Source organism: Variovorax sp. YR634 (assembly GCF_900106655.1).
GTDB lineage: Bacteria > Pseudomonadota > Gammaproteobacteria > Burkholderiales > Burkholderiaceae_C > Variovorax.
Genome location: NZ_FNOL01000032.1, coordinates 33068 through 53109, shown reverse-complemented (window position 1 = coordinate 53109; position 20042 = coordinate 33068). Strand labels below are relative to the sequence as shown.

Below are 20042 nucleotides of genomic sequence, written 5' to 3'. Positions count from 1 at the left end.
AATCAGTCGCGGCCGAATTCCTCGCCCAGTTCGGCGGCGCGCTTCTGTGCCGCGCGGATCGCGGTCTTGAACTGTGCCTTCACGTCGGCCTGCTGAAGCGAGGTGATGGCCGCGTAGGTCGTGCCGCCCTTGGAGGTCACACGCTCGCGCAGCACCGAGGGAGGCTCGGTCGCGCTGTGCGCCAGCGCCGAGGCGCCGGTAAAGGTGCCGATGGCCAGCCGCTGGGCTTGGTCGGGCGTGAGGCCCATCTCGACGCCGGCCTCGGTCATCGCCTCGATGAAATAGAACACGTACGCCGGGCCCGAGCCGGACATGGCGGTCACGGCGTCGAGCGCCGGTTCGGCGTCGACCCAGATCAGCTCGCCGGTGGGCGCCAGCAACTTCGCGACCGTCGAGCGGTCGGTGCTCTCGACGCCTGGCCGGGCGAACAGGCCTGTCATGCCCTTGCCCACCAGCGCGGGCGTGTTGGGCATGGCGCGCACCACGCGCTCCGTGCCCAGCCAGCGGGCGATGCTGCCGGACGGAATGCCCGCGGCCACGCTCAGGTGCAGGGCGTCTTGGGCAAAGTCGCGCACCGCGCGGGCGGCTTCGGCAAACGTCTGGGGTTTGACCGCCCACACCACCACGCCGCAGCGCGACAGGGCCTCGCCCGCCTCGGCCTTCGCGACGATGCCGAAGGACTGGGCCAGCTTCGTGCGGGCCTCCTCGAAGGGCTCGACCACCTCGAACGCATCCGCCGGGGTGCCTTGCTGGATCAGCCCGCCAATGATGGCGCTGGCCATGTTGCCGCCTCCGATGAAGGCGACGGGGGGCAGCGGCGCGGGGCCGGTGCGGGGCAGGAAGGTCACGGCGATGGTCATGGTCGGTCGGCGTATTCGAAGGCTGCGAACTGGGTGATTTGAAGCGGATTGAAATTGTCGTCGCTCACGACCACCAGCATGCGCTTGCCGTTGGGCAGCGGTGGCCCCCAGCACATGCCTTCGGTGTTGTCGAGGCGGGACAGGCCGAGCGCGGCGAAGTCGGCCACCAGCGTTTTGGCCGCCGGCCGGTGGTTGCCCGGTGCCAGCGTGTCGACCGCGAGCACGTCGCTGGCAGCGCGGGTGTCGATTTCGTAGAGGCGCAGCGAATTGCCGGCGCCGGTGGCGTAGGCGCGCTCCAGCACCAGCATGCGGTCGGCGTCGAGCATCAGGATCTCGCTCACGCCGTTGTCGGCGTAGCTGCCGGGAATCAGCGGGCGCAGCGGGATGGCGTCGGGAATGTAGGCGATCTGGCGGTCGGCCTGGCCGGTTTCCAGGTCGATCCGGGTCAAGCGGCAGGGGCCGCCGGGCGCGCTGGTGGTGGGCTTGGGGCCGTCCTGGATCAGGGCGTTTTCCATTGCCAGCCAAGCGAAGCGGCTGTCGGGCGTGAGGGCGACGCCTTCGAAGGTCAGGTTGTCGCGCGGGCCGCGGCGCAGGGCCGGGTCGGGCCGGAACATCGCCGGCATCGGGAATTCGCGCAGGAAGCGGCCGTCCCGGGCCGATTCGTACAGCGCGGGGCCGAAACCACGGGCGATATCGCCCTCGCTGGTCCAGAGCAGGGTGTTGGTCGCCGGGCGCAGCCGCAGGGCTTCGGGGTCGGGCACGGGAAGCCCGTCGACCGCGTGGCGACGATCCGGCCAGGGTCCGCCGCCGGGGCGTTGCAGCTGCACAACGCCCGTCGGTTCGGGCTGTTGCGCGGCCTGTGGGTGGGGCCAGCGGGCGATGTAGTAGCGCACGGGTGCATGGTCTGACCGGTCATCGCTGATGAGCAGGTACTCACCTCGGATCGGGTCATAGTCGATGCCGGAGAGGCCGCCGGCCACGGTGCCTTCTATATGAAGGCGGTGCGGCCAGCGCGCCTCGCCAATGCGGCGCAGCCGGCCAGGGTCCGGATTCGGAGTCGCGCTCTTGCAGCCAGCCAGGCCCAGCGCCACCAGGCTGGCCCCGCCCGCCAGCAGGTGACGACGCTGGAGCAATGGGGGCGAAAGGGAGGATTTCAGGGGCTGGTGCACGCCCCGGAGTCTAGTGGCAGCGCGAGATGGTGTAATGGGGTTGTTGACATCGGCGTTAGTGCGTGCAACAATCGCGGGCTTCGCTTCTAAAAGGCGAAGCTTTCAGCCCAAAGCGGAAGTGTCTCGAGTGGTTCGAGGCATGGACGACGGGCCCAAGACTGACCGCGGTGCCTCCCTCCTGGATGCACATCGGTACAAGTTGGGAATATCAAGAAATGATCCAAACTGAATCCCGGCTCGAAGTGGCCGACAACACAGGCGCGAAATCCGTCCTGTGTATCAAGGTGCTCGGTGGCTCCAAGCGGCGTTATGCCAGCGTGGGCGACGTCATCAAGGTCAGCATCAAGGAAGCCGCTCCGCGTGGTCGCGTCAAGAAGGGCGAGATCTACAGCGCAGTGGTGGTCCGCACCGCCAAGGGCATCCGTCGCGCTGACGGCTCGCTCGTCAAGTTCGACGGCAACGCAGCAGTGTTGCTCAACGCCAAGCTGGAGCCTATCGGCACCCGCATCTTCGGACCGGTCACGCGCGAACTGCGCACCGAGAAGTTCATGAAGATCGTGTCGCTGGCACCTGAAGTTCTGTAAGGACAACAACGCCATGAACAAGATTCGCAAAGGCGACCAGGTCATCGTGTTGGCCGGTCGTGACAAGGGCAAGCGCGGCACCGTGTCGCTCCGCAAGGACGATTCGCACGTGCTCGTCGAAGGCATCAACGTCGTCAAGAAGCACACCAAGCCGAACCCGCTCAAGGGTACGACCGGTGGCATCGTCGAAAAGTCCATGCCCATTCACCAATCCAACGTGGCGATCTTCAATGCCGCGACCGGCAAGGCCGATCGCGTGGGCATCAAGATCACCCAGGGTGCTGACGGCAAGCGCGTGGCTGTTCGCGTCTTCAAGTCCAGCGGCGACGAAATCAAGATCGCCTAAGAGGTACTCACATGGCACGTCTCCAACAACACTATCGCGAAAAGATCGCGAAAGACCTGACGGAAAAGTTCGGCTACAAGTCGCCGATGCAGGTTCCGCGCCTCACCAAGATCACCCTGAACATGGGCGTGGGTGAAGCAGTCGCCGACAAGAAGGTTCTCGACAACGCTGTCGCCGACCTGACCAAGATCGCTGGCCAGAAGCCCGTGGTTACCAAGTCGAAGAAGGCTATCGCCGGTTTCAAGATCCGCGAAAACCAGCCGATCGGCTGCATGGTCACGCTGCGTGGCGTGCAGATGTATGAGTTCCTGGACCGTTTCGTGACCATCGCGCTGCCGCGTGTTCGCGACTTCCGCGGCATCTCCGGCCGTGCGTTCGACGGCCGTGGCAACTACAACATCGGCGTCAAGGAACAGATCATTTTCCCCGAGATCGAGTACGACAAGGTCGATGCCCTGCGCGGTCTCAATATCAGCATCACGACGACGGCCAAGACCGACGAAGAAGCCAAGGCGCTTCTCGCTGGTTTCCGTTTCCCGTTCAAGAACTGAGGTGATCTGTGGCTAAAGCATCTTTGATCCAGCGCGAACTCAAGCGCGACAAGCTGGTTGCCAAGTTCGCTGCGAAGCACGCGGAACTGAAGGCAATCTCCAACGACGTGAAGAAGAGCGACGAAGAGCGCGCTGCAGCCCGCCTGGGCCTGCAAAAGCTCCCGCGCAACGCGAACCCCACGCGTCAGCGCAACCGTTGCGAAATCACCGGTCGCCCGCGTGGCACCTTCCGTCAATTCGGTCTGGCCCGCGCCAAGATCCGCGAACTGGCTTTCAATGGCGACATCCCCGGTGTCACCAAGGCCAGCTGGTAAGCCAGGCAGGAGCAAACAACATGAGCATGAGTGATCCCATTGCCGACCTGCTGACGCGTATCCGTAACGCGCAGATGGTGGCGAAGCCCACCGTGTCGGTCCCGTCTTCCAAGGTGAAGATCGCGATCGCACAAGTCCTGAAGGACGAGGGCTACATCGACGGCTTCCAGGTCAAGACCGAAGCCGGCAAGAGCGAGCTTGAAATTTCGCTGAAGTACTACGCTGGCCGTCCGGTCATCGAGCGCATCGAGCGCGTGAGCCGCCCTGGCCTGCGCGTCTACAAGGCCAGTGCTTCCATTCCGCAGGTTCAGAACGGTCTCGGCGTTGCGATCGTCACGACCCCCAAGGGCGTGATGACCGACCGCAAGGCTCGCGCCACCGGTGTCGGCGGCGAAGTTCTGTGCTACGTCGCCTAACCGAGACATCGAGGAGTTACTGAAATGTCCCGAGTAGGAAAAATGCCGATCACCATCCCCGCAGGCGTGGATGTGTCGATCAAGGAAGACCAGATCAGCGTCAAGGGCACGGGCGGCACGCTCAGCCTGTCGCGCAATGCACTGGTGAAAATCGTCAGCAATGACGGCAAGCTGAGCTTCGAGCCTGCAAACGAGTCGCGTGAAGCGAACGCGATGAGCGGCACGATTCGCCAGCTGGTGAACAACATGGTCGTCGGCGTCACGAAGGGCTTCGAGAAGAAGCTCAGCCTGATCGGCGTCGGCTACAAGGCTGCAGCGTCCAACAACAAGCTGAACCTGCAAGTCGGTTACTCGCACCCGGTCAACATCGACATGCCGCAAGGCATCACGGTGGCCACCGCGACCCCGACCGAAATCGTGATCAAGGGTGCTGACCGTCAGCGCGTTGGTCAAATCGCCGCTGAGATCCGCGCTGTTCGTCCGCCAGAGCCCTACAAGGGCAAGGGCATCCGCTATGCGGACGAGAAGATCGTGATCAAAGAGACCAAGAAGAAGTAAGGGGCAGCAAAATGATGTTGACCAAAAAAGCACAGCGTCTTCGCCGCTCGCGCCAGACCCGCATTCGCATCGCGACGCAGGGCGTGGCCCGTCTGACGGTGAACCGCACCAACCTGCACATCTACGCGACCGTCATCTCCGACGACGGCACCAAGGTGATTGCAACCGCATCGACGGCAGAAGCCGAAGTGCGTACCTCGCTCGGCGGTTCGGGCAAGGGCGGCAACGCCGCTGCAGCCACCGCCGTCGGCAAGCGCATCGCTGAAAAGGCGAAGGCTGCCGGCGTCGAGAAGGTCGCCTTCGATCGCGCAGGTTTCGCATACCACGGCCGCGTCAAGGCGCTGGCCGAGGCCGCCCGCGAAGCCGGCCTGCAGTTCTAACCGGACACGAGATTCAAAATGGCAAAGATTCAGGCAAGAACGCAGAACGAAGGCCCCGAGGACGGTTTGCGCGAGAAGATGATCGCGATCAACCGTGTCACCAAGGTGGTGAAGGGTGGTCGTATCCTCGGTTTCGCAGCACTCACCGTGGTCGGTGATGGCGATGGTCGCGTCGGCATGGGCAAGGGCAAGTCGAAGGAAGTGCCCGCTGCAGTGCAGAAGGCCATGGAAGAAGCGCGTCGCAACCTGCTGAAGGTTTCGATCAAGAACGGCACGCTGCACCACCAGGTGCAAGGCCACCATGGCGCTGCGACGGTCGTGATGTATCCGGCTCCCAAGGGTACCGGCATCATCGCCGGCGGCCCGATGCGCGCCGTGTTCGAAGTGATGGGCATCACCGACATCGTGGCCAAGAGCCATGGTTCGTCGAACCCCTACAACATGGTTCGCGCCACGCTCGACGGGTTGAAGAACTCGACGACGGCGGGCCAGGTGGCTGCCAAGCGCGGCCTCACCGTCGAAGAAATCTTCGCTTAAGCGCAAGCCGAAAGAAGCATTCAAATGACGACGCAACAACAAACCCTCAAGGTCCAATTGGTCAAGAGCCCGATCGGTACCAAGGAATCGCATCGCGCGACCGTGCGTGGCCTCGGCCTGCGCAAGCTCAACAGCGTGAGCGAGCTGCAAGACACCCCTGCGGTGCGCGGCATGATCAACAAGATCAGTTATCTGGTCAAAGTTCTGTAAGAGAGACTGATATGGAACTCAATGGCATCAAGCCGGCGGATGGCGCCAAGCACGCCAAGCGCCGCGTCGGCCGCGGTATCGGCTCCGGCATCGGCAAGACCGCAGGTCGCGGTCACAAGGGCCAGAAGTCGCGCGCAGGCGGTTTCCACAAGGTCGGCTTCGAAGGCGGTCAAATGCCGCTGCAGCGTCGCCTGCCGAAGCGTGGCTTCAAGTCGCATCTGCTGAAGTTCAACGCCGAAGTCACGCTGACTGCCCTCGAGCAGCTCGGCCTGGCCGAAGTGGACGTCCTGGCGCTGAAGCAAGCCGGCCTCGTTGGCCAGCTCGCCAAGGTCGTCAAGATCGTCAAGACCGGTGAGCTCACCAAGGCCGTCAAGCTGACGGGCGTGGGCGCAACGGCTGGCGCCAAGGCTGCGATCGAAGCGGCCGGCGGCAGCATCGCCTGATCACCATCGGACTGAAAGAAGTTCTTCGTGGCAACTAACGCGGCAACGATCGCAAAAACAGGCAAGTTCGGCGACCTCCGCCGTCGGCTCGTCTTTTTGCTGCTCGCGCTCGTGGTCTACCGGATTGGCGCGCACATTCCTGTGCCGGGTATCAACCCGGACCAGCTGGCGGCGCTGTTCCAGGGCCAGCAGGGCGGCATTCTGAGCCTGTTCAACATGTTCTCGGGCGGGGCGCTGTCGCGCTTCACCGTGTTCGCGTTGGGGATCATGCCGTACATCTCGGCGTCGATCATCATGCAGCTGATGACCTACGTGCTTCCGACCTTCGAGCAATTGAAGAAGGAAGGCGAGGCCGGCCGCCGCAAGATCACGCAGTACACGCGCTACGGTGCGCTTGGCCTGGCTCTGTTCCAGTCGTTCAGCATCGCGGTGGCTCTCGAGTCGTCGGCCGGTCTGGTCATCTCGCCTGGTTTCGGCTTCCGCCTGACCGCCATGGTGAGCCTGACGGCAGGTTCGATGTTCCTGATGTGGCTCGGTGAGCAGATCACCGAACGCGGCCTGGGCAACGGCATCTCGATCCTGATCTTTGCAGGTATCGCGGCCGGTCTGCCCAACGCCATCGGCGGCCTGCTGGAGCTGGTGCGTACCGGTGCCATGAATGTCATCGTCGCGCTCTTCATCGTCGCGGTGGTGGTGCTGGTCACCTACTTCGTGGTGTTCGTCGAACGCGGTCAGCGCAAGATCCTCGTGAACTATGCGCGGCGCCAGGTCGGTAACAAGGTCTATGGCGGCCAGTCGTCGCACCTGCCCTTGAAGCTGAACATGGCCGGTGTGATCCCGCCGATCTTCGCTTCGTCGATCATCCTGCTGCCCGCAACGGTGGTTGGCTGGTTCAGCACCGGTGAAGGCGGCTTCCGCTGGATCAAGGATGTTGCCGGCGCTCTGCGTCCGGGCGAGCCGATCTACGTGCTGCTGTACGCTGCCGCGATCGTTTTCTTCTGCTTCTTCTACACGGCACTCGTGTTCAACAGCAAGGAAACGGCCGACAACCTGAAGAAGAGTGGTGCATTCATTCCTGGCATTCGCCCGGGTGACCAGACCGCTCGCTACATCGACAAGATTCTGGTTCGCCTGACGTTGGCTGGCGCGGTGTACATCACCTTCGTCTGCCTGCTGCCCGAGTTCCTGATCCTGAAGTACAACGTGCCGTTCTACTTCGGTGGTACCTCCCTGCTGATCATCGTGGTCGTCACGATGGACTTCATGGCCCAGGTGCAAAACTACATGATGTCCCAGCAGTACGAATCGCTGCTGAAGAAGGCGAACTTCAAGACATCGTAGGGCTGTGTTTCAGTATTGAGTCCGGGCGGTAGACCGCCACGTTAAACAGTTTTAGGAGAATGAAATGAGAGTTTCGGCTTCGGTCAAAACCATCTGCCGTAATTGCAAGGTCATCCGCCGTAAAGGTGTGGTGCGTGTGATTTGCACCGACCCGCGCCACAAGCAGCGCCAGGGTTGATTGAAGAGTATTAGAGGACGCACATGGCACGTATTGCTGGCATCAACATTCCGCCGCACAAGCACGCTGAAATCGGCCTGACCGCCATCTTCGGCATCGGTCGCACTCGCGCCCGTCAGATCTGCGAAGCGAGCGGCATCGAATATTCGAAGAAGATCAAGGATCTGACCGACGCCGATCTCGAAAAGATCCGCGACCAGATCGCTCTGTTCACCATCGAAGGCGATCTGCGTCGCGAGACGACGATGAACATCAAGCGTTTGATGGACATCGGCTGCTATCGCGGCTTCCGTCACCGTCGCGGCCTGCCGATGCGCGGCCAGCGCACGCGCACCAACGCCCGCACCCGCAAGGGTCCGCGCAAGGCTGCGCAGTCCCTGAAGAAATAAGGATAGAACAGCATGGCTAAAGCACCTGCAAACAACGCCGCACAGCGCGTTCGCAAGAAGGTTCGCAAGAACGTCGCGGACGGTATCGCTCACGTGCACGCTTCGTTCAACAACACCATCATCACGATCACCGATCGCCAGGGCAACGCCCTGTCGTGGGCTTCGTCGGGTGGCCAGGGCTTCAAGGGCTCGCGCAAGTCGACGCCGTTCGCTGCGCAGGTGGCTTCCGAAGTGGCCGGCCGTGCTGCTGTCGAACAAGGTATCAAGAACCTCGACGTCGAGATCAAGGGCCCGGGCCCCGGTCGCGAATCGTCGGTGCGCGCACTGGCTGCGCTCGGCATCCGGATCAATTCCATTGCCGACGTGACGCCCGTTCCGCACAACGGCTGCCGTCCCCAGAAGCGTCGCCGCATCTGATCGGCAGTCCGCAAGGCGCAGCCAGCTTTGAATAGCGGCTGCGCATTTGTTTTTTAACTAAGCCCACCGCCATCCGCGTTTCGCCGATGGCTCCCGCAGGCAACTGCGGCAGATGACACAAAGGAAAAATCGTGGCACGTTACCTCGGCCCCAAGGCCAAACTTTCCCGCCGTGAAGGCACCGACCTGTTCCTGAAGAGCGCCCGCCGTTCGATCCAGGACAAGGCCAAGTTCGACTCCAAGCCCGGCCAGCACGGTCGCACCTCGGGTCAGCGCACTTCCGACTACGGCCTGCAACTGCGTGAAAAGCAGAAGGTCAAGCGCATGTACGGCGTGCTGGAAAAGCAATTCCGCCGCTACTTCGAAGAAGCTGATCGTCGCCGTGGCAACACCGGCGCCAACCTGCTGTTCATCCTCGAATCGCGCCTGGACAACGTCGTCTACCGCATGGGCTTCGGCTCGACCCGCGCCGAAGCGCGCCAGCTCGTGTCGCACAAGGCGATCACGGTGAATGGTCAGTCGGTCAACATCCCGTCGTACCTGGTCAAGACCGGTGACGTGATCGCCGTGCGCGACAAGTCGAAGAAGCAGAACCGCATTGTCGAAGCGCTGCAACTCGCCCAGCAAGTCGGTATCCCGGCTTGGGTCGACGTGAATGCCGACAAGGCCGAAGGCACGTTCAAGAAGGTGCCCGATCGCGACGAATTCGCCGCCGACATCAACGAATCGCTGATCGTCGAACTGTATTCGCGTTGATTTTTTCTACCCGCTTGCGCGTCTTTGCGCTGGCGGGAGATTGATATTGTTGTTCACGTTCCTGCTCCGCGCTTCGTCGCGGATCAGGTGCTTCACCAGCCTTACCGGTGTAACGAGCCGGGGGTATTGAGAGGAAGTCTGCATGCAAACCACCCTGCTGAAACCCAAGACCATCCAGGTCGAGCAACTTGCCCCCAACAAGGCCAAGGTCACGCTCGAACCTTTCGAGCGCGGCTACGGCCACACGCTCGGCAACGCGCTGCGTCGCGTTCTGCTGTCGTCCATGGTCGGCTACTCGGCCACCGAAGTCACGATCGCTGGCGTTCTGCATGAGTACTCGTCGATCGACGGCGTGCAGGAAGATGTCGTCAACATCCTGCTGAATCTCAAGGGCGTGGTGTTCAAGCTCCACAACCGCGACGAAGTCACGCTGAGCCTGCGCAAGGACGGCGAAGGCCCGGTCCTGGCGTCGGACATCCAGACCCCGCACGACGTCGAAATCATCAACCCTGACCACGTGATCGCGCACCTGTCGCAAGGCGGCAAGCTCGACATGCAGATCAAGGTCGAAAAGGGTCGTGGCTACGTGCCCGGCACGATGCGCCGCTACGCCGACGAGCCGACCAAGTCGATTGGCCGCATCGTTCTCGACGCGTCGTTCTCGCCCGTCAAGCGCGTGAGCTACACGGTCGAAAGCGCCCGTGTCGAACAGCGTACCGATCTCGACAAGCTGCTGGTTGAAATCGAAACCAACGGTGCGATCACCGCCGAGGACGCCGTACGCGCATCGGCTAAAATCCTGGTCGAACAGCTCGCCGTGTTTGCGCAGCTCGAAGGCGGCGAACTCGCTGCATTCGATGCACCCGCACCGCGCAGCGCGCAGCAATTCGATCCGATCCTGCTGCGCCCTGTCGACGAGCTCGAGCTCACCGTGCGTTCGGCCAACTGCCTGAAGGCCGAAAACATCTACTACATCGGTGACCTGATTCAGCGCACCGAAAACGAGTTGCTCAAGACCCCGAATCTGGGTCGCAAGTCGCTCAACGAAATCAAGGAAGTCCTCGCTTCGCGCGGCCTGACCTTGGGTATGAAGCTCGAAAGCTGGCCGCCGGCCGGTCTCGACAAGCGTTGATTTGAATTTTTGAAATAGGCCTCCTGAAAAAGGCCAGTGCACCGGGCAGTACCTGATACGGCTGCCTGTTTTTATAAAGTAAAGGAAAGCACCATGCGTCACGGACACGGACTCCGCAAACTCAACCGCACCAGCTCGCACCGCCTTGCGATGCTGCAGAACATGATGAATTCGCTCATCGAGCACGAAGTCATCAAGACCACGGTCCCCAAGGCCAAGGAACTGCGCCGCGTCATCGAACCGATGATCACGCTCGCCAAGAAGCCCACGCTGGCCAACAAGCGCCTGGCTTTCGATCGCCTGCGCAGCCGCGACAGCGTCGTCAAGCTCTTCGGCGAACTCGGCCCGCGTTTCGCCGCGCGTCCGGGCGGCTACACCCGTATCCTGAAGATGGGTTTCCGCGTGGGCGACAACGCTCCGATGGCACTCGTCGAACTGGTCGACCGTCCTGAAATTAAAGAAGAAGCAGCCGAGCAAAACGCTGCTGAATAAGCTATAATTCCATCTTGCCGCGCGATGGAGCAGCCTGGTAGCTCGTTGGGCTCATAACCCAAAGGTCGCAAGTTCAAATCTTGCTCGCGCAACCAATTTAAAAGGCCCTTTGAATTTCAAAGGGCCTTTTTTCTTGGCCGGTAAATGAATTGAAAAAGCCCTCGCAAAGAGGGCTTTTTTGTTTCCGGAATTTGCGCGCTCGCCTAGTCTTAACCGTGCCAGGCCGAGCAGCGGATTACGCTGCAGAAGTTGCCCCGGTGGAAGTGCGGCTCTTTGTCCGCGATCACGTCCGCCTTGACGTTCCCGAACGTCGTCTCCGGCTTGTGCCGGATGCCATCGTAGAAGGCCTGGATGATGTCTTCTTTGAAGTGTTCGGTGCGCGGATGCGCATGCACGACCTTCGTGCGCTCGGCCTCGCTGTACTCCTTGTAGGTCAGGCCCAGCACGTCCATCTCGACGCCGGCCGTGACCAGCGCCACCACCGGATGCATGTGCTGCGGGATGCCCGGCGTCGTGTGCAGCGCGATCGAGGTCCACACCAGGTCGATGTCCTGCTTCGAGATTCCATGCCCGCACAGGAAGTCGCGCGCCACGTTCGCGCCGTCGACTTCGAAGCGCTCGTGCGCGCTACTGTGTTTCTTCACGAGTCCCATGTCGTGGAACATCGCGCCGGCGTACAGCAGCTCCGGGTCGAAGGTCAGCCCGCGGCGCTTGCCGGCGAGCGCTCCGAAGTAGTAGACCCGGCTCGAATGGTGAAAGAGCAGCGGCGGGGCCGTGTCTCGAACCAGTTCCGTGATCTCGTGTGCGAGCTTGCTGTCGGGGATGCGCACCCCTTCGATATCAGTCGTCGTCAAAGTCATTTGGATTTCTCCTTGTGAAGTTGAGACAACTTTAGGAGTAGGCTGTGATGGCTTCAATCGACGTAGAGCGGCGAATCCAGACATTGTCCGTCCGAAAGCGCCGCAGATCCATGAAAGCTCCGAAGACCGTCGCCATCCTCGCCATGCCCGGCGTCCAGTTGTTGGATGTGTCCGGCCCGCTCGACGTGTTCGCGGAGGCCAACCTGCAAGCCCGTTCGCAGGCCTACAGGCTGCAGGTGATCGCAACCCGGCGAGGGCCCGTGCGCAGCTCCTCGGGTGTGCGGCTCATGCCCGATGCAGTCATCGACGATGCAATGGACGAGCCCATTCACACACTGCTCGTCGCGGGCTCACCGCACGCGGCCGACGCGGTGTCCGATGCCAACGTGACCACGTGGCTGAGGAAACTCACACCCAAGATGCGGCGTTTCGGCTCGGTCTGCAGTGGCGCCTTCGTGCTGGCCCAGGCCGGGCTCCTGAACGGCCGGCGCGTCACCACGCACTGGGCCGTTGCCGACCAGCTCGCGCAGGAGTTCCCTTCGGTCACCGTCGACGCCGATGCCATCCACGTGCGCGACGGCCGCCTGCGCACCGCCGCAGGTGTCACGGCGGGCCTGGACCTGTCGCTCGCACTGGTGGAAGAAGACCTCGGCCGCGACATCGCCATGAAGGTTGCCGCGCAGCTCGTGATGTTCTTCAAGCGCCCTGGCGGCCAGATGCAGTTCAGCCGCAAGGGCGAGGCCGCGCCCACCGGCCGTTCGGCCCTTCAGGAGGTCCAGCGCTGGATCTCGGCCAACCCTGCCGAGGATCACGGCGTTGCGAATCTCGCGGCGCGCATGGGCCTCAGCGAACGCCACTTTGCGCGGCTCTTCAGGCAGGAGGTCGGGGTTACACCTGCAGCGTGGGTGGAAGGCGTTCGCGTGGCCGCCGCGCGCCGCCTGCTGGAGGCTGGAGACGCGGCACCCAAGCAGGTGGCATACGAATGCGGATTCGCCGATGCCGACACGCTGCGCCGCGCGTTCCAGCGGCAGGTCGGCATCACGCCCGCGGAGTACCGCAAGCGTTTCGGAGCGGCGTCAGTCAGTCTGGAATGACCGCCGTCACCTCGATCTCGACCTTCGCGCGGTGCTCGACCAGTGCCGCCACCTGCACGCAGGTCATGGCCGGGAAGTTGCGGCCCATCGCATCGCGGTAGACGGGGCCGAGCTCGGCGAGCCGGCTGCTGTATTCGTCGCGGTCGGTCACGTACCAGGTCATGCGCACCATGTGCTCAGGGCCCGCACCGCCTGCGCGCAGCACCTCGGCGATATTGCGCAGCGCCAGGCCGCATTGGTCGATGAAGTCGTCTGACTCGAACTGCTGCTGCGCATTCCAGCCGATCTGTCCGCCGACGAACAGCGTCGTGCCGCGCGCGGCAACGCCGTTCGCATAGCCTTTGGGAGGCAGCCAGCCTTCGGGCTGCAGGAGTTTGTGGATCATGATGTTGTGTTGAGTTGTCTCAGTTTGAATCGCTGGAGCTTGCCGGTTTCGGTGCGCGGCAGCACCGGCACGAACTCGATTTCCCGCGGGTATTTGAAAGGCGCAATCGTCGCCTTCACGTGGTCCTGCAGCGCTTTCACGAGGGCTGCGTTGCCCTCGTTGCCGGGCTTCAGGACGCAGAACGCCTTCACGATCATGCCGCGGTCGGCATCGGGCTTGCCGATCACGCCGCACTCGGCCACGGCGGGGTGCTTGAGCAGCGCGTCTTCGACCTCCGGACCGCCGACGTTGTAGCCGGCCGTGATGATCATGTCGTCGGCGCGTGCCTGGTAGAAGAAGTAGCCGTCGTCGTCCTGCACGAACGAATCGCCCGGATAGTTCCAGCCGTTCTTCACGTAGTCGGCCTGGCGCGGATCGTCGAGATAGCGGCAGCCCACTGGGCCCTGCAGCGCGAGTTTGCCGACCGTGCCGCGTGGCACTTCGTTGCCTTCGTTGTCCACCACCTTCGCGGTGAAGCCCGGCACTGCCTTGCCGACCGCGCCGCGGCGCACGTCGCCGCCCGCAGCCGAAATGTAGATGTGGAACACCTCGGTGCCGCCGATGCCGTCGAGCATCTCGATGCCGGTGGCGTCCTTCCACAGTTGGCGCGTGGCGTCGGGCAGGGCCTCGCCGGCACTCACGCTGATGCGCAGGCTGGGCATGCCGTGCTGCTTCACGAACGGCGCCATCTGGCGATAGAACGTCGGTGCCGTGTAGCAGATGGTCGCGCCGACTTCGTTGATGAGCTTCACCAGCCCCTCGGGCGTGAACGGCGCATCGGGAAAGTAGACCGAAGCCCCCGCCCACATCGGGAACACCAGCAGCCCACCGAGGCCGAAGGTGAAGGCCAGCGGCGGAGAGCCCACCACGATGTCGTCGCTGCGTGCGCGCAGCACATGGCGCGGCCAGGTCTCGCACATCGCGAGCACGTCGCGGTGTGTGGTGACGGGCGCCTTCGGCTTGCCCGTGGTGCCTGAAGTGAAGGCCAGCAGCGCGATGTCGTCCGATGCCGTGGGGCAGGCCTTGAACACACCGCTCTTCTTCGCCGCGCGTGCAGAGAGCGAGTCATCCGCTTCAGGCTTGTTGAATGCAATCACCTTGGCGAGCACCGGATGTGCCTGCTGAGCGATCACGAGTTCGTCGAGCAGGCGCCCATCGCACAACGCGGCTACGGGCTGCGCCTTCTCGATGATCTCGCCCAGCTCCTTCGCGCGCAGCAGCGGCATCGTTGCTACTGCGATCAGCCCGGCCTTCACCACCGCGAGCCACGACAGCGCCATGGCCACCGAGTTGCCGCCACGCAGCAGCACGCGATTGCCCGGCACGAGCCCGAGGTCTTCCGTCAGCACCTGCGCGATGCGATTGACCTCGACGGCCGCTTGCGCGTACGTCAGCGTGCCCTGCGGCGAACGCAGCATCGGCTTGTCGCCGAGGCCCTTGGCCACCGCCTTGTCGAGCAGCTCCTCGACCAGGTTCAGCTGGTCGGGCAACTGCAGCTCGGGCAGTTCGTAGCGAAAGACGGGCAGCTGCGCGGCAGGCGGCAGGCGGTCGTGAACGAAGCGGTCGACTTGGGCAGACACGGTGTTTATCCCCGCAGAACAGATTTACCGATGATCAGTTGTTGGACTTCCGTCGCGCCCTCATAGATGCGCAGCGAGCGGATGTCGCGGTAGAGGCTTTCAATCTTCGTGCCAACCTTCACGCCGAGGCCGCCGTGCATCTGCAGCGACATGTCGATCACGCGGCTTGCGTTTTCGGTGGCGCACATCTTGGCCATTGCGGCTGCGGCAGAGACGTCGCCCACTGCCGGTGCACCGCGTTGCTCTGCGTCGTCGCGCATCCACGCAGCGCGGTACGTGAGCAGCGCGGCGCTGTCGATCAGCGCTGCCATCTCGCCGAGCTTGGCCTGCGTGAGCTGGAAGTCGGCCAGCGCCTGGCCGAACATGCGGCGGCTCTTCGAATGCGCAATGGCTTCAGCCAACGCGCGACGACCCATGCCGAGCGCAGCAGCCGCTACCGAAGCGCGGAAGATGTCGAGCGTACGCATCGCGAGCTTGAAGCCGCCGTTGAGCTCGCCGAGCTGCGCCGCGTGCGGCACGATGCAGTTTTCGAAACGCAGCGTGGCCAGCGGATGCGGCGCCATCACGTCGATGTGCGCGGAGGTATCGAGGCCGGGCGTCGTTGCATCGACGATGAAGGCCGTGATGCCGCGCGTGCCACCGGTGGGGTCGGTCTTCGCGAAGACGCAGTAGAAGTCGGCGATGCCGCCGTTGCTGATCCAGGTCTTCTCGCCGTTGAGCTTCCAGCCGTCGGCGGTTGCTTCGGCGCGCATGGCCATCGCGCCCACGTCGGAACCCGCTTCGGGCTCGCTGAGCGCGAAGGCCGCGATCTTGCTGCCCTTGGCAACCGCCGTCAGGTAGTTGGCGTGCTGCTCCGGCGTGCCTGCAAGTGTGATCGCCCCGCTTCCGAGGCCCTGCATCGCGAACGCGAAGTCGGCGAGCGGTGAGTGAAAAGCAAGCGTTTCGCGCAGCAGCACGAGGGCACGCGAGTCGAGCCGTTCGAGCGCGCCGCCGGACGTGCCCGGCACGCAGTAGCGCAGCCAGCCGCCGGCGCCGAGCTGCTGAACCCAGTCGCGGCAGGCGGCACGGTCATCGCGCTCGTCGACTTCTTGCGCAGCGGCCCAGGGCAGCAGGCCGTCGGCGAGCGCGCGATGCGCATCGTCGAAGAACGGCAGCGCAAGGTGCGCAGTCGATGGCGGGGCGGGTGCTTTGGTCATCATCGCGTCAGTCTCCGCCGAACACCGGCTTGCGCTTGGCCGCGAAGGCTTCGTACGCGCGCTTGAAGTCTTCCGTCTGCATGCAGATGGCTTGTGCCTGCGCTTCGGCCTCGATGGCCTGGTCGATGGTCATCGACCATTCCTGCGACAGCATGGTCTTCGTCATGCCGTGCGCGAAGCTCGGGCCTTCGGCCAGCTCGCGCGCAACCTTCGTGGCGGCTTCGAGCAGCGCATCGCTTTCGTGCAGCGCGTTGAAGAAGCCCCAGGCGTGGCCTTCCTGCGCCGTCATCGCGCGGCCGGTGAACAACAGCTCCGATGCGCGGCCCTGGCCGATCACGCGCGGCAGCAGTGCGCAGGCGCCCATGTCCGCACCGGCAAGACCCACCCGCGTGAAGAGGAATGCAGTGCGCGTGGCGGGCGATCCGTAGCGCAGATCGCAGGCCAGAGCGATCATCGCGCCGGCGCCGGCACACACGCCGTCGATGGCTCCGACGATGGGCTGCGGGCACGCACGGATCGCCTTCACCAGGTCACCCGTCATGCGCGTGAACTCCAGCAGCTCGGGCATGCGCATGCCGGTCAGCGGGCCGATGATCTCGTGCACGTCGCCGCCAGAGCAGAAGTTGCCGCCCGCGCCGGTCACGACGATCGCCTTCACGTCGGTCGCGTAGTTCAGCGCGCGGAACAGGTCGCGCAACTCGGCATACGAGTCGAACGTGAGCGGGTTCTTGCGCTCCGGCCGGTTCAGCGTGACGGTGCCGACGCCGGCCTCGTAGCTCCATGCGAAGTGCTCGGCCTTGTAGCCTGCCTTCGCTTCGAATTGCGCGCGCATGGGGTTGCCTGCGCCGATGTAGTGCTTCATTCGGTCTCCACTATCAATTGGTTGTGTGAGTGTTCCTTGACCTTGCCGAGCAGCTTGTGGAGCTGCGAGATCTCCTTGCCGCTGAGGCCCGCGAAGGCCTCGACGATCCAGTCTTCGTGCTGCTGCGCCATTTCGTTGAAGAGCTTGCGCCCGCGCGGCGTGAGGCGCACGCGCCAGGCGCGGCGGTCGCCCTCGACGTTGATGCGCTCGACCAGCCCTTCGGTCACGAGCTGGTCGGTGATGCCGGTCACGTTGCCGCCCGTCACCATCATGCGGCGCGAGAGCTCGTTCATCTTGAGACCGTCGGGCGAGCGTTCGAGCTGCGACATCAGGTCGAAGCGCGGCAGCGTGGTGGCGAACTGCGAGCGCAGTTCGTTGCGCACCTGCTTCTCGATCAGCTGGGTGCAGGTGAGCAGCCGCAGCCAGAGCCGCAGTGCTTCGGGGTGTTCGCTGTGCGCGCGCGCTTCGAGGTCCATGTCAGTGCGTCTCCTCGCCGCTCTGGGCGGCCATCGCGGCATTCGCTGCCGCTGCGAGCTGTTGCTGCTTGGCGATCTCGCGGTACATCTGGTCGCGTCCGCTCAGGTATTGCTTGGGCCAGTCGACGTCGCGGCTCTGCAGCTTGGCGGCTTCGTGCAGCGTCCACGCCGGGTCGGCCAGGTGCGGACGCGCGACGGCGCACAGGTCGGCGCGGCCGGCGGCGATGATGCTGTTGGCCTGGTCGGCGTCGGTGATGGCGCCGACCGCGATGGTCGAGATGCCGACCTCGTTGCGGATGCGGTCCGAGAACGGCGTCTGGTACATGCGGCCGTACACCGGCTTCGCGTCGCGCGTGGTCTGGCCGGAAGACACGTCGATGAAGTCGGCGCCGGCTTTCTTGAAGAGGCGCGCGATCACGATTGCATCGGCATCGGTGTTGCCGCCGGGCGCCCAGTCGTGCGCGGAGATGCGCACGCTCATGGGCTTGTCTGCTGGCCACACGGCGCGCATGGCGCGGAACACTTCGAGCGGATAGCGGCAGCGCGCTTCGATGTCGCCACCGTATTCATCGGTGCGCAGATTGGTGAGCGGGCTGATGAAGGCCGACAACAGGTAGCCGTGCGCGCAGTGCAGTTCGAGCCAGTCGAAGCCGCATTCGACGGCGCGACGGGTGGAGGCGACGAACTGGTCGCGCAGCGTGTTCATTTCGGCGCGCGTGATGGCGGCGGGCAGCTGGTTCTGTTCGCCGTAGGGCAGCGCGCTCGCAGCCAGCAGCGGCCAGTTGCCGCTTTCGAGCGGTTCGTCGGTGCCTTCCCAGCCCACGCGGGTGGAGCCCTTGGGGCCGCTGTGGCCGAGCTGCATGGCGATCTTTGCGCTCGACTGCGTGTGCACGAAATCGACGATGCGCTTGAACGCGGCCTGCTGCGTGTCGTTGTACAGGCCCGTGCAGGCCGGCGTGATGCGGCCTTCGGGCGTCGGGCTGGTCATTTCGACGAACACCATGGCGGCGCCGCCGAGAGCGCGCGCGCCCAGGTGCACGAGCAGAAAGTCTTGAGGCACGCCGTCGACCGCGCTGTAGGTGGCCATCGGCGACACCAGGATGCGATTCTTCAGCGTAAGCCCGCGCACCTTGTAGGGCATGAGCATCGGCGCCATCGCCTTGCCGCCCGCAAGCCATTGCTCGTAGCCGCCGAGCCATTGCGTGTCGCGCACGCGCAGGTTCTCGTGGCTGATGCGCTGCGAGCGCGTGAGCAGCGAATAGGCGAACTGCTCGATCTCCATGCCGGTGTAGCGCGGCACGTTCTCGAACCACTCGGTGGAGTTGCGCGCGGCGTTCTGGATCTTCAGTACCTCGACGCTGCGGCGCGCTTCGTAGCCTTCGAGCACATGGTCGACCGTGCCGCCCTGCGCGAATTCGTTGGCCAGGTCGATCGCGTCTTCCAGCGCGAGCTTGGTGCCCGAGCCGATGGAGAAGTGCGCCGTGTGCGCGGCGTCGCCCATCAGCACCACGGGCACCGAGCGGCCTTCGACGTCGATGCGGTGCGTCCAGCGCTCGCACACCACGCGCGGAAAGCGGATCCAGTTGGCCGAGCCGCGCAGGTGCGTGGCATTGCTGATCAGCGAGTGGCCACCGAGGTACTTGGCGAACAGCTTCTCGCAGAAGGCGATGGCCTCGGGCTGCTCCATCTGGTCGAGGCCATGGGCCTTCCAAACGGCCTCGGGCGTCTCGACGATGAAGGTCGATGTCTTGTCGTCGAACTGGTAGGCATGCGCCTGGAACCAGCCGTGCTCGGTCTGTTCGAAGGCGAAGGTGAAGGCGTCGAAGGTCTGGTGCGTGCCCAGCCAGACGAAGCGGCAGTTGCGCAGATCGACGTCGGGCTTGAACACGTCGGCGTAGCGCTGGCGGATGCGGCTGTTGAGGCCGTCGCTGGCAATGACCAAGTCGGCGTTGTACTGCGCGGCAATGGCCTGGTCGTCGGTGGCGTCGGTCTCGAACACCAGATCGACGCCGAGCGCGAGGCAGCGCTCCTGCAGGATGTTCAGCAGCCGCTTGCGGCCGATGCCGCAGAAACCGTGGCCTCCCGAGCGTACCTGGCGGCCCTTGAAGAACACCTGGATGTCGTCCCAGTGATGGAACTCGTTGCCGATGAGCGCCGCGGTGTCGGCGTCGGCCGCGCGCAGGTTGCCCAGCGTCTGGTCGCTCAGCACCACGCCCCAGCCGAAGGTGTCGAAGGGGCGGTTGCGCTCCACCACGGTGATCTGCAGCGCAGGGTTGCGCGCCTTCATCAACAGGGCGAAGTAGAGACCCGCCGGCCCCCCGCCAATGCACAGGATGCGCTGGAGGTCCGAAGCGGGAGCGGATTTGAGCGGGCTGATGCTGTTCATGGTTCAATAGTTTAGACATAAACAATCTCATGTCAATCCCGATTCGCACCGGGCGCCCGGCGTGCCGCTCGCGGCCGCCGCTGACACGGGTA

27 protein-coding genes and 1 tRNA gene are annotated in these 20042 nt (G+C 63.9%); 19 read left to right on the top strand and 9 right to left on the bottom strand.

Annotation, left to right across the window (positions count from 1 at the left end; translation table 11 throughout):
- Positions 1-2: 2 nt before the first annotated feature.
- Together proC and BLV60_RS31695 are read right to left on the bottom strand one after the other, a co-directional pair.
- Positions 3-860 (bottom strand): pyrroline-5-carboxylate reductase, encoded by an 858-nt coding sequence (proC, locus tag BLV60_RS31700; RefSeq protein WP_093059399.1) that lies wholly within the window; start codon positions 858-860, stop codon positions 3-5.
- Positions 857-1993 carry an esterase-like activity of phytase family protein gene (locus BLV60_RS31695; protein ID WP_256329662.1) on the bottom strand — a complete coding sequence of 379 codons (1137 nt, stop codon included), beginning with the start codon at positions 1991-1993 and terminating at the stop codon, positions 857-859. The genes proC and BLV60_RS31695 overlap by 4 nt, the downstream gene beginning before the upstream one ends.
- A 251-nt stretch (positions 1994-2244) precedes the next feature.
- Between BLV60_RS31695 and rplN the strand changes: the two genes are divergently transcribed.
- The 18 genes from rplN (at position 2245) to BLV60_RS31605 (ending at position 11167) form a co-directional block, all read left to right on the top strand.
- A complete protein-coding gene (gene rplN / locus BLV60_RS31690) occupies positions 2245-2613 on the top strand; it encodes a 50S ribosomal protein L14 (protein WP_009124801.1) in 369 nt (122 codons plus the stop codon).
- 13 nt (positions 2614-2626) lie between these two features.
- Positions 2627-2959 (top strand): 50S ribosomal protein L24, encoded by a 333-nt coding sequence (gene rplX / locus BLV60_RS31685; RefSeq protein ID WP_093059397.1) that lies wholly within the window; start codon positions 2627-2629, stop codon positions 2957-2959.
- Positions 2960-2970: 11 nt separating this feature from the next.
- The gene (gene rplE, locus BLV60_RS31680) at positions 2971-3510 is read left to right on the top strand and encodes a 50S ribosomal protein L5 (protein WP_013544114.1); all 540 of its coding nucleotides are present in this window, start codon (positions 2971-2973) and stop codon (positions 3508-3510) included.
- 8 nt (positions 3511-3518) lie between these two features.
- A complete protein-coding gene (gene rpsN / locus BLV60_RS31675) occupies positions 3519-3824 on the top strand; it encodes a 30S ribosomal protein S14 (protein WP_042577476.1) in 306 nt (101 codons plus the stop codon).
- Between the two features lie 20 nt (positions 3825-3844).
- Positions 3845-4240, top strand: coding sequence for a 30S ribosomal protein S8 (gene rpsH / locus BLV60_RS31670; protein WP_093059395.1), 396 nt, complete (start codon positions 3845-3847; stop codon positions 4238-4240).
- A gap of 24 nt (positions 4241-4264) precedes the next feature.
- Complete coding sequence (gene rplF / locus BLV60_RS31665) at positions 4265-4798, top strand: 50S ribosomal protein L6 (protein ID WP_093059393.1); 534 nt, start codon at positions 4265-4267, stop codon at positions 4796-4798.
- A 14-nt stretch (positions 4799-4812) separates the two neighbouring features.
- The gene (gene rplR, locus BLV60_RS31660) at positions 4813-5178 is read left to right on the top strand and encodes a 50S ribosomal protein L18 (protein ID WP_042672913.1); all 366 of its coding nucleotides are present in this window, start codon (positions 4813-4815) and stop codon (positions 5176-5178) included.
- A gap of 18 nt (positions 5179-5196) precedes the next feature.
- Positions 5197-5715 (top strand): 30S ribosomal protein S5, encoded by a 519-nt coding sequence (gene rpsE, locus BLV60_RS31655; protein WP_093059391.1) that lies wholly within the window; start codon positions 5197-5199, stop codon positions 5713-5715.
- 24 nt (positions 5716-5739) lie between these two features.
- Entirely contained in the window at positions 5740-5925 is a 186-nt protein-coding gene (gene rpmD, locus BLV60_RS31650; RefSeq protein WP_009124818.1) for a 50S ribosomal protein L30, read from the top strand.
- A gap of 11 nt (positions 5926-5936) precedes the next feature.
- On the top strand, positions 5937-6368 hold the full coding sequence (gene rplO / locus BLV60_RS31645) for a 50S ribosomal protein L15 (protein ID WP_093059389.1): 432 nt from the start codon (positions 5937-5939) through the stop codon (positions 6366-6368).
- 27 nt (positions 6369-6395) lie between these two features.
- Positions 6396-7709 carry a preprotein translocase subunit SecY gene (gene secY / locus BLV60_RS31640; protein WP_093059387.1) on the top strand — a complete coding sequence of 438 codons (1314 nt, stop codon included), beginning with the start codon at positions 6396-6398 and terminating at the stop codon, positions 7707-7709.
- A gap of 64 nt (positions 7710-7773) precedes the next feature.
- Positions 7774-7887, top strand: a complete 114-nt coding sequence (gene rpmJ, locus BLV60_RS31635; protein ID WP_013544106.1) for a 50S ribosomal protein L36 — start codon at positions 7774-7776, stop codon at positions 7885-7887.
- Between the two features lie 23 nt (positions 7888-7910).
- The gene (rpsM, locus tag BLV60_RS31630) at positions 7911-8276 is read left to right on the top strand and encodes a 30S ribosomal protein S13 (protein WP_013544105.1); all 366 of its coding nucleotides are present in this window, start codon (positions 7911-7913) and stop codon (positions 8274-8276) included.
- 12 nt (positions 8277-8288) lie between these two features.
- Positions 8289-8693, top strand: coding sequence for a 30S ribosomal protein S11 (gene rpsK, locus BLV60_RS31625; RefSeq protein ID WP_009124825.1), 405 nt, complete (start codon positions 8289-8291; stop codon positions 8691-8693).
- Positions 8694-8824: 131 nt separating this feature from the next.
- Positions 8825-9448: a 30S ribosomal protein S4 gene (rpsD, locus tag BLV60_RS31620; RefSeq protein ID WP_009124826.1), complete on the top strand. Its 624-nt coding sequence runs from the start codon at positions 8825-8827 to the stop codon at positions 9446-9448.
- Positions 9449-9590: 142 nt separating this feature from the next.
- A complete protein-coding gene (gene rpoA / locus BLV60_RS31615) occupies positions 9591-10580 on the top strand; it encodes a DNA-directed RNA polymerase subunit alpha (RefSeq protein ID WP_093059385.1) in 990 nt (329 codons plus the stop codon).
- Positions 10581-10673: 93 nt separating this feature from the next.
- Positions 10674-11072: a 50S ribosomal protein L17 gene (rplQ, locus tag BLV60_RS31610; protein WP_093059382.1), complete on the top strand. Its 399-nt coding sequence runs from the start codon at positions 10674-10676 to the stop codon at positions 11070-11072.
- 18 nt (positions 11073-11090) lie between these two features.
- A tRNA-Met gene (locus BLV60_RS31605) sits at positions 11091-11167 on the top strand.
- 114 nt (positions 11168-11281) lie between these two features.
- Here BLV60_RS31605 and BLV60_RS31600 read toward each other — a convergent pair.
- Complete coding sequence (locus BLV60_RS31600; RefSeq protein WP_093059380.1) at positions 11282-11932, bottom strand: HD domain-containing protein; 651 nt, start codon at positions 11930-11932, stop codon at positions 11282-11284.
- A 110-nt stretch (positions 11933-12042) separates the two neighbouring features.
- Here BLV60_RS31600 and BLV60_RS31595 point away from each other — a divergent pair, with 110 nt between their 5' ends.
- Entirely contained in the window at positions 12043-13026 is a 984-nt protein-coding gene (locus BLV60_RS31595; protein WP_093059378.1) for a GlxA family transcriptional regulator, read from the top strand.
- Here the strand turns inward: BLV60_RS31595 and BLV60_RS31590 are convergent.
- Genes BLV60_RS31590 through BLV60_RS31565 form a run of 6 tightly spaced genes read right to left on the bottom strand, consistent with a single transcriptional unit; the run spans position 13013 to position 19950 of the window.
- Positions 13013-13411 carry a RidA family protein gene (locus tag BLV60_RS31590; RefSeq protein ID WP_093059376.1) on the bottom strand — a complete coding sequence of 133 codons (399 nt, stop codon included), beginning with the start codon at positions 13409-13411 and terminating at the stop codon, positions 13013-13015. The two genes, BLV60_RS31595 and BLV60_RS31590, sit on opposite strands and share 14 nt — an antisense overlap.
- Positions 13408-15030 (bottom strand): AMP-binding protein, encoded by a 1623-nt coding sequence (locus tag BLV60_RS31585; protein WP_093059374.1) that lies wholly within the window; start codon positions 15028-15030, stop codon positions 13408-13410. Before BLV60_RS31585 ends, BLV60_RS31590 begins: the two co-directional genes overlap by 4 nt.
- Positions 15031-15035: 5 nt before the next feature.
- On the bottom strand, positions 15036-16229 hold the full coding sequence (locus BLV60_RS31580; RefSeq protein WP_093059372.1) for an acyl-CoA dehydrogenase family protein: 1194 nt from the start codon (positions 16227-16229) through the stop codon (positions 15036-15038).
- Between the two features lie 4 nt (positions 16230-16233).
- Positions 16234-17088 carry an enoyl-CoA hydratase family protein gene (locus tag BLV60_RS31575; RefSeq protein WP_093059370.1) on the bottom strand — a complete coding sequence of 285 codons (855 nt, stop codon included), beginning with the start codon at positions 17086-17088 and terminating at the stop codon, positions 16234-16236.
- Positions 17085-17564 carry a MarR family winged helix-turn-helix transcriptional regulator gene (locus tag BLV60_RS31570; protein WP_093059368.1) on the bottom strand — a complete coding sequence of 160 codons (480 nt, stop codon included), beginning with the start codon at positions 17562-17564 and terminating at the stop codon, positions 17085-17087. Before BLV60_RS31570 ends, BLV60_RS31575 begins: the two co-directional genes overlap by 4 nt.
- 1 nt (position 17565) lies before the next feature.
- A complete protein-coding gene (locus BLV60_RS31565) occupies positions 17566-19950 on the bottom strand; it encodes a bifunctional salicylyl-CoA 5-hydroxylase/oxidoreductase (protein ID WP_093059366.1) in 2385 nt (794 codons plus the stop codon).
- Positions 19951-20042: the final 92 nt, after the last annotated feature.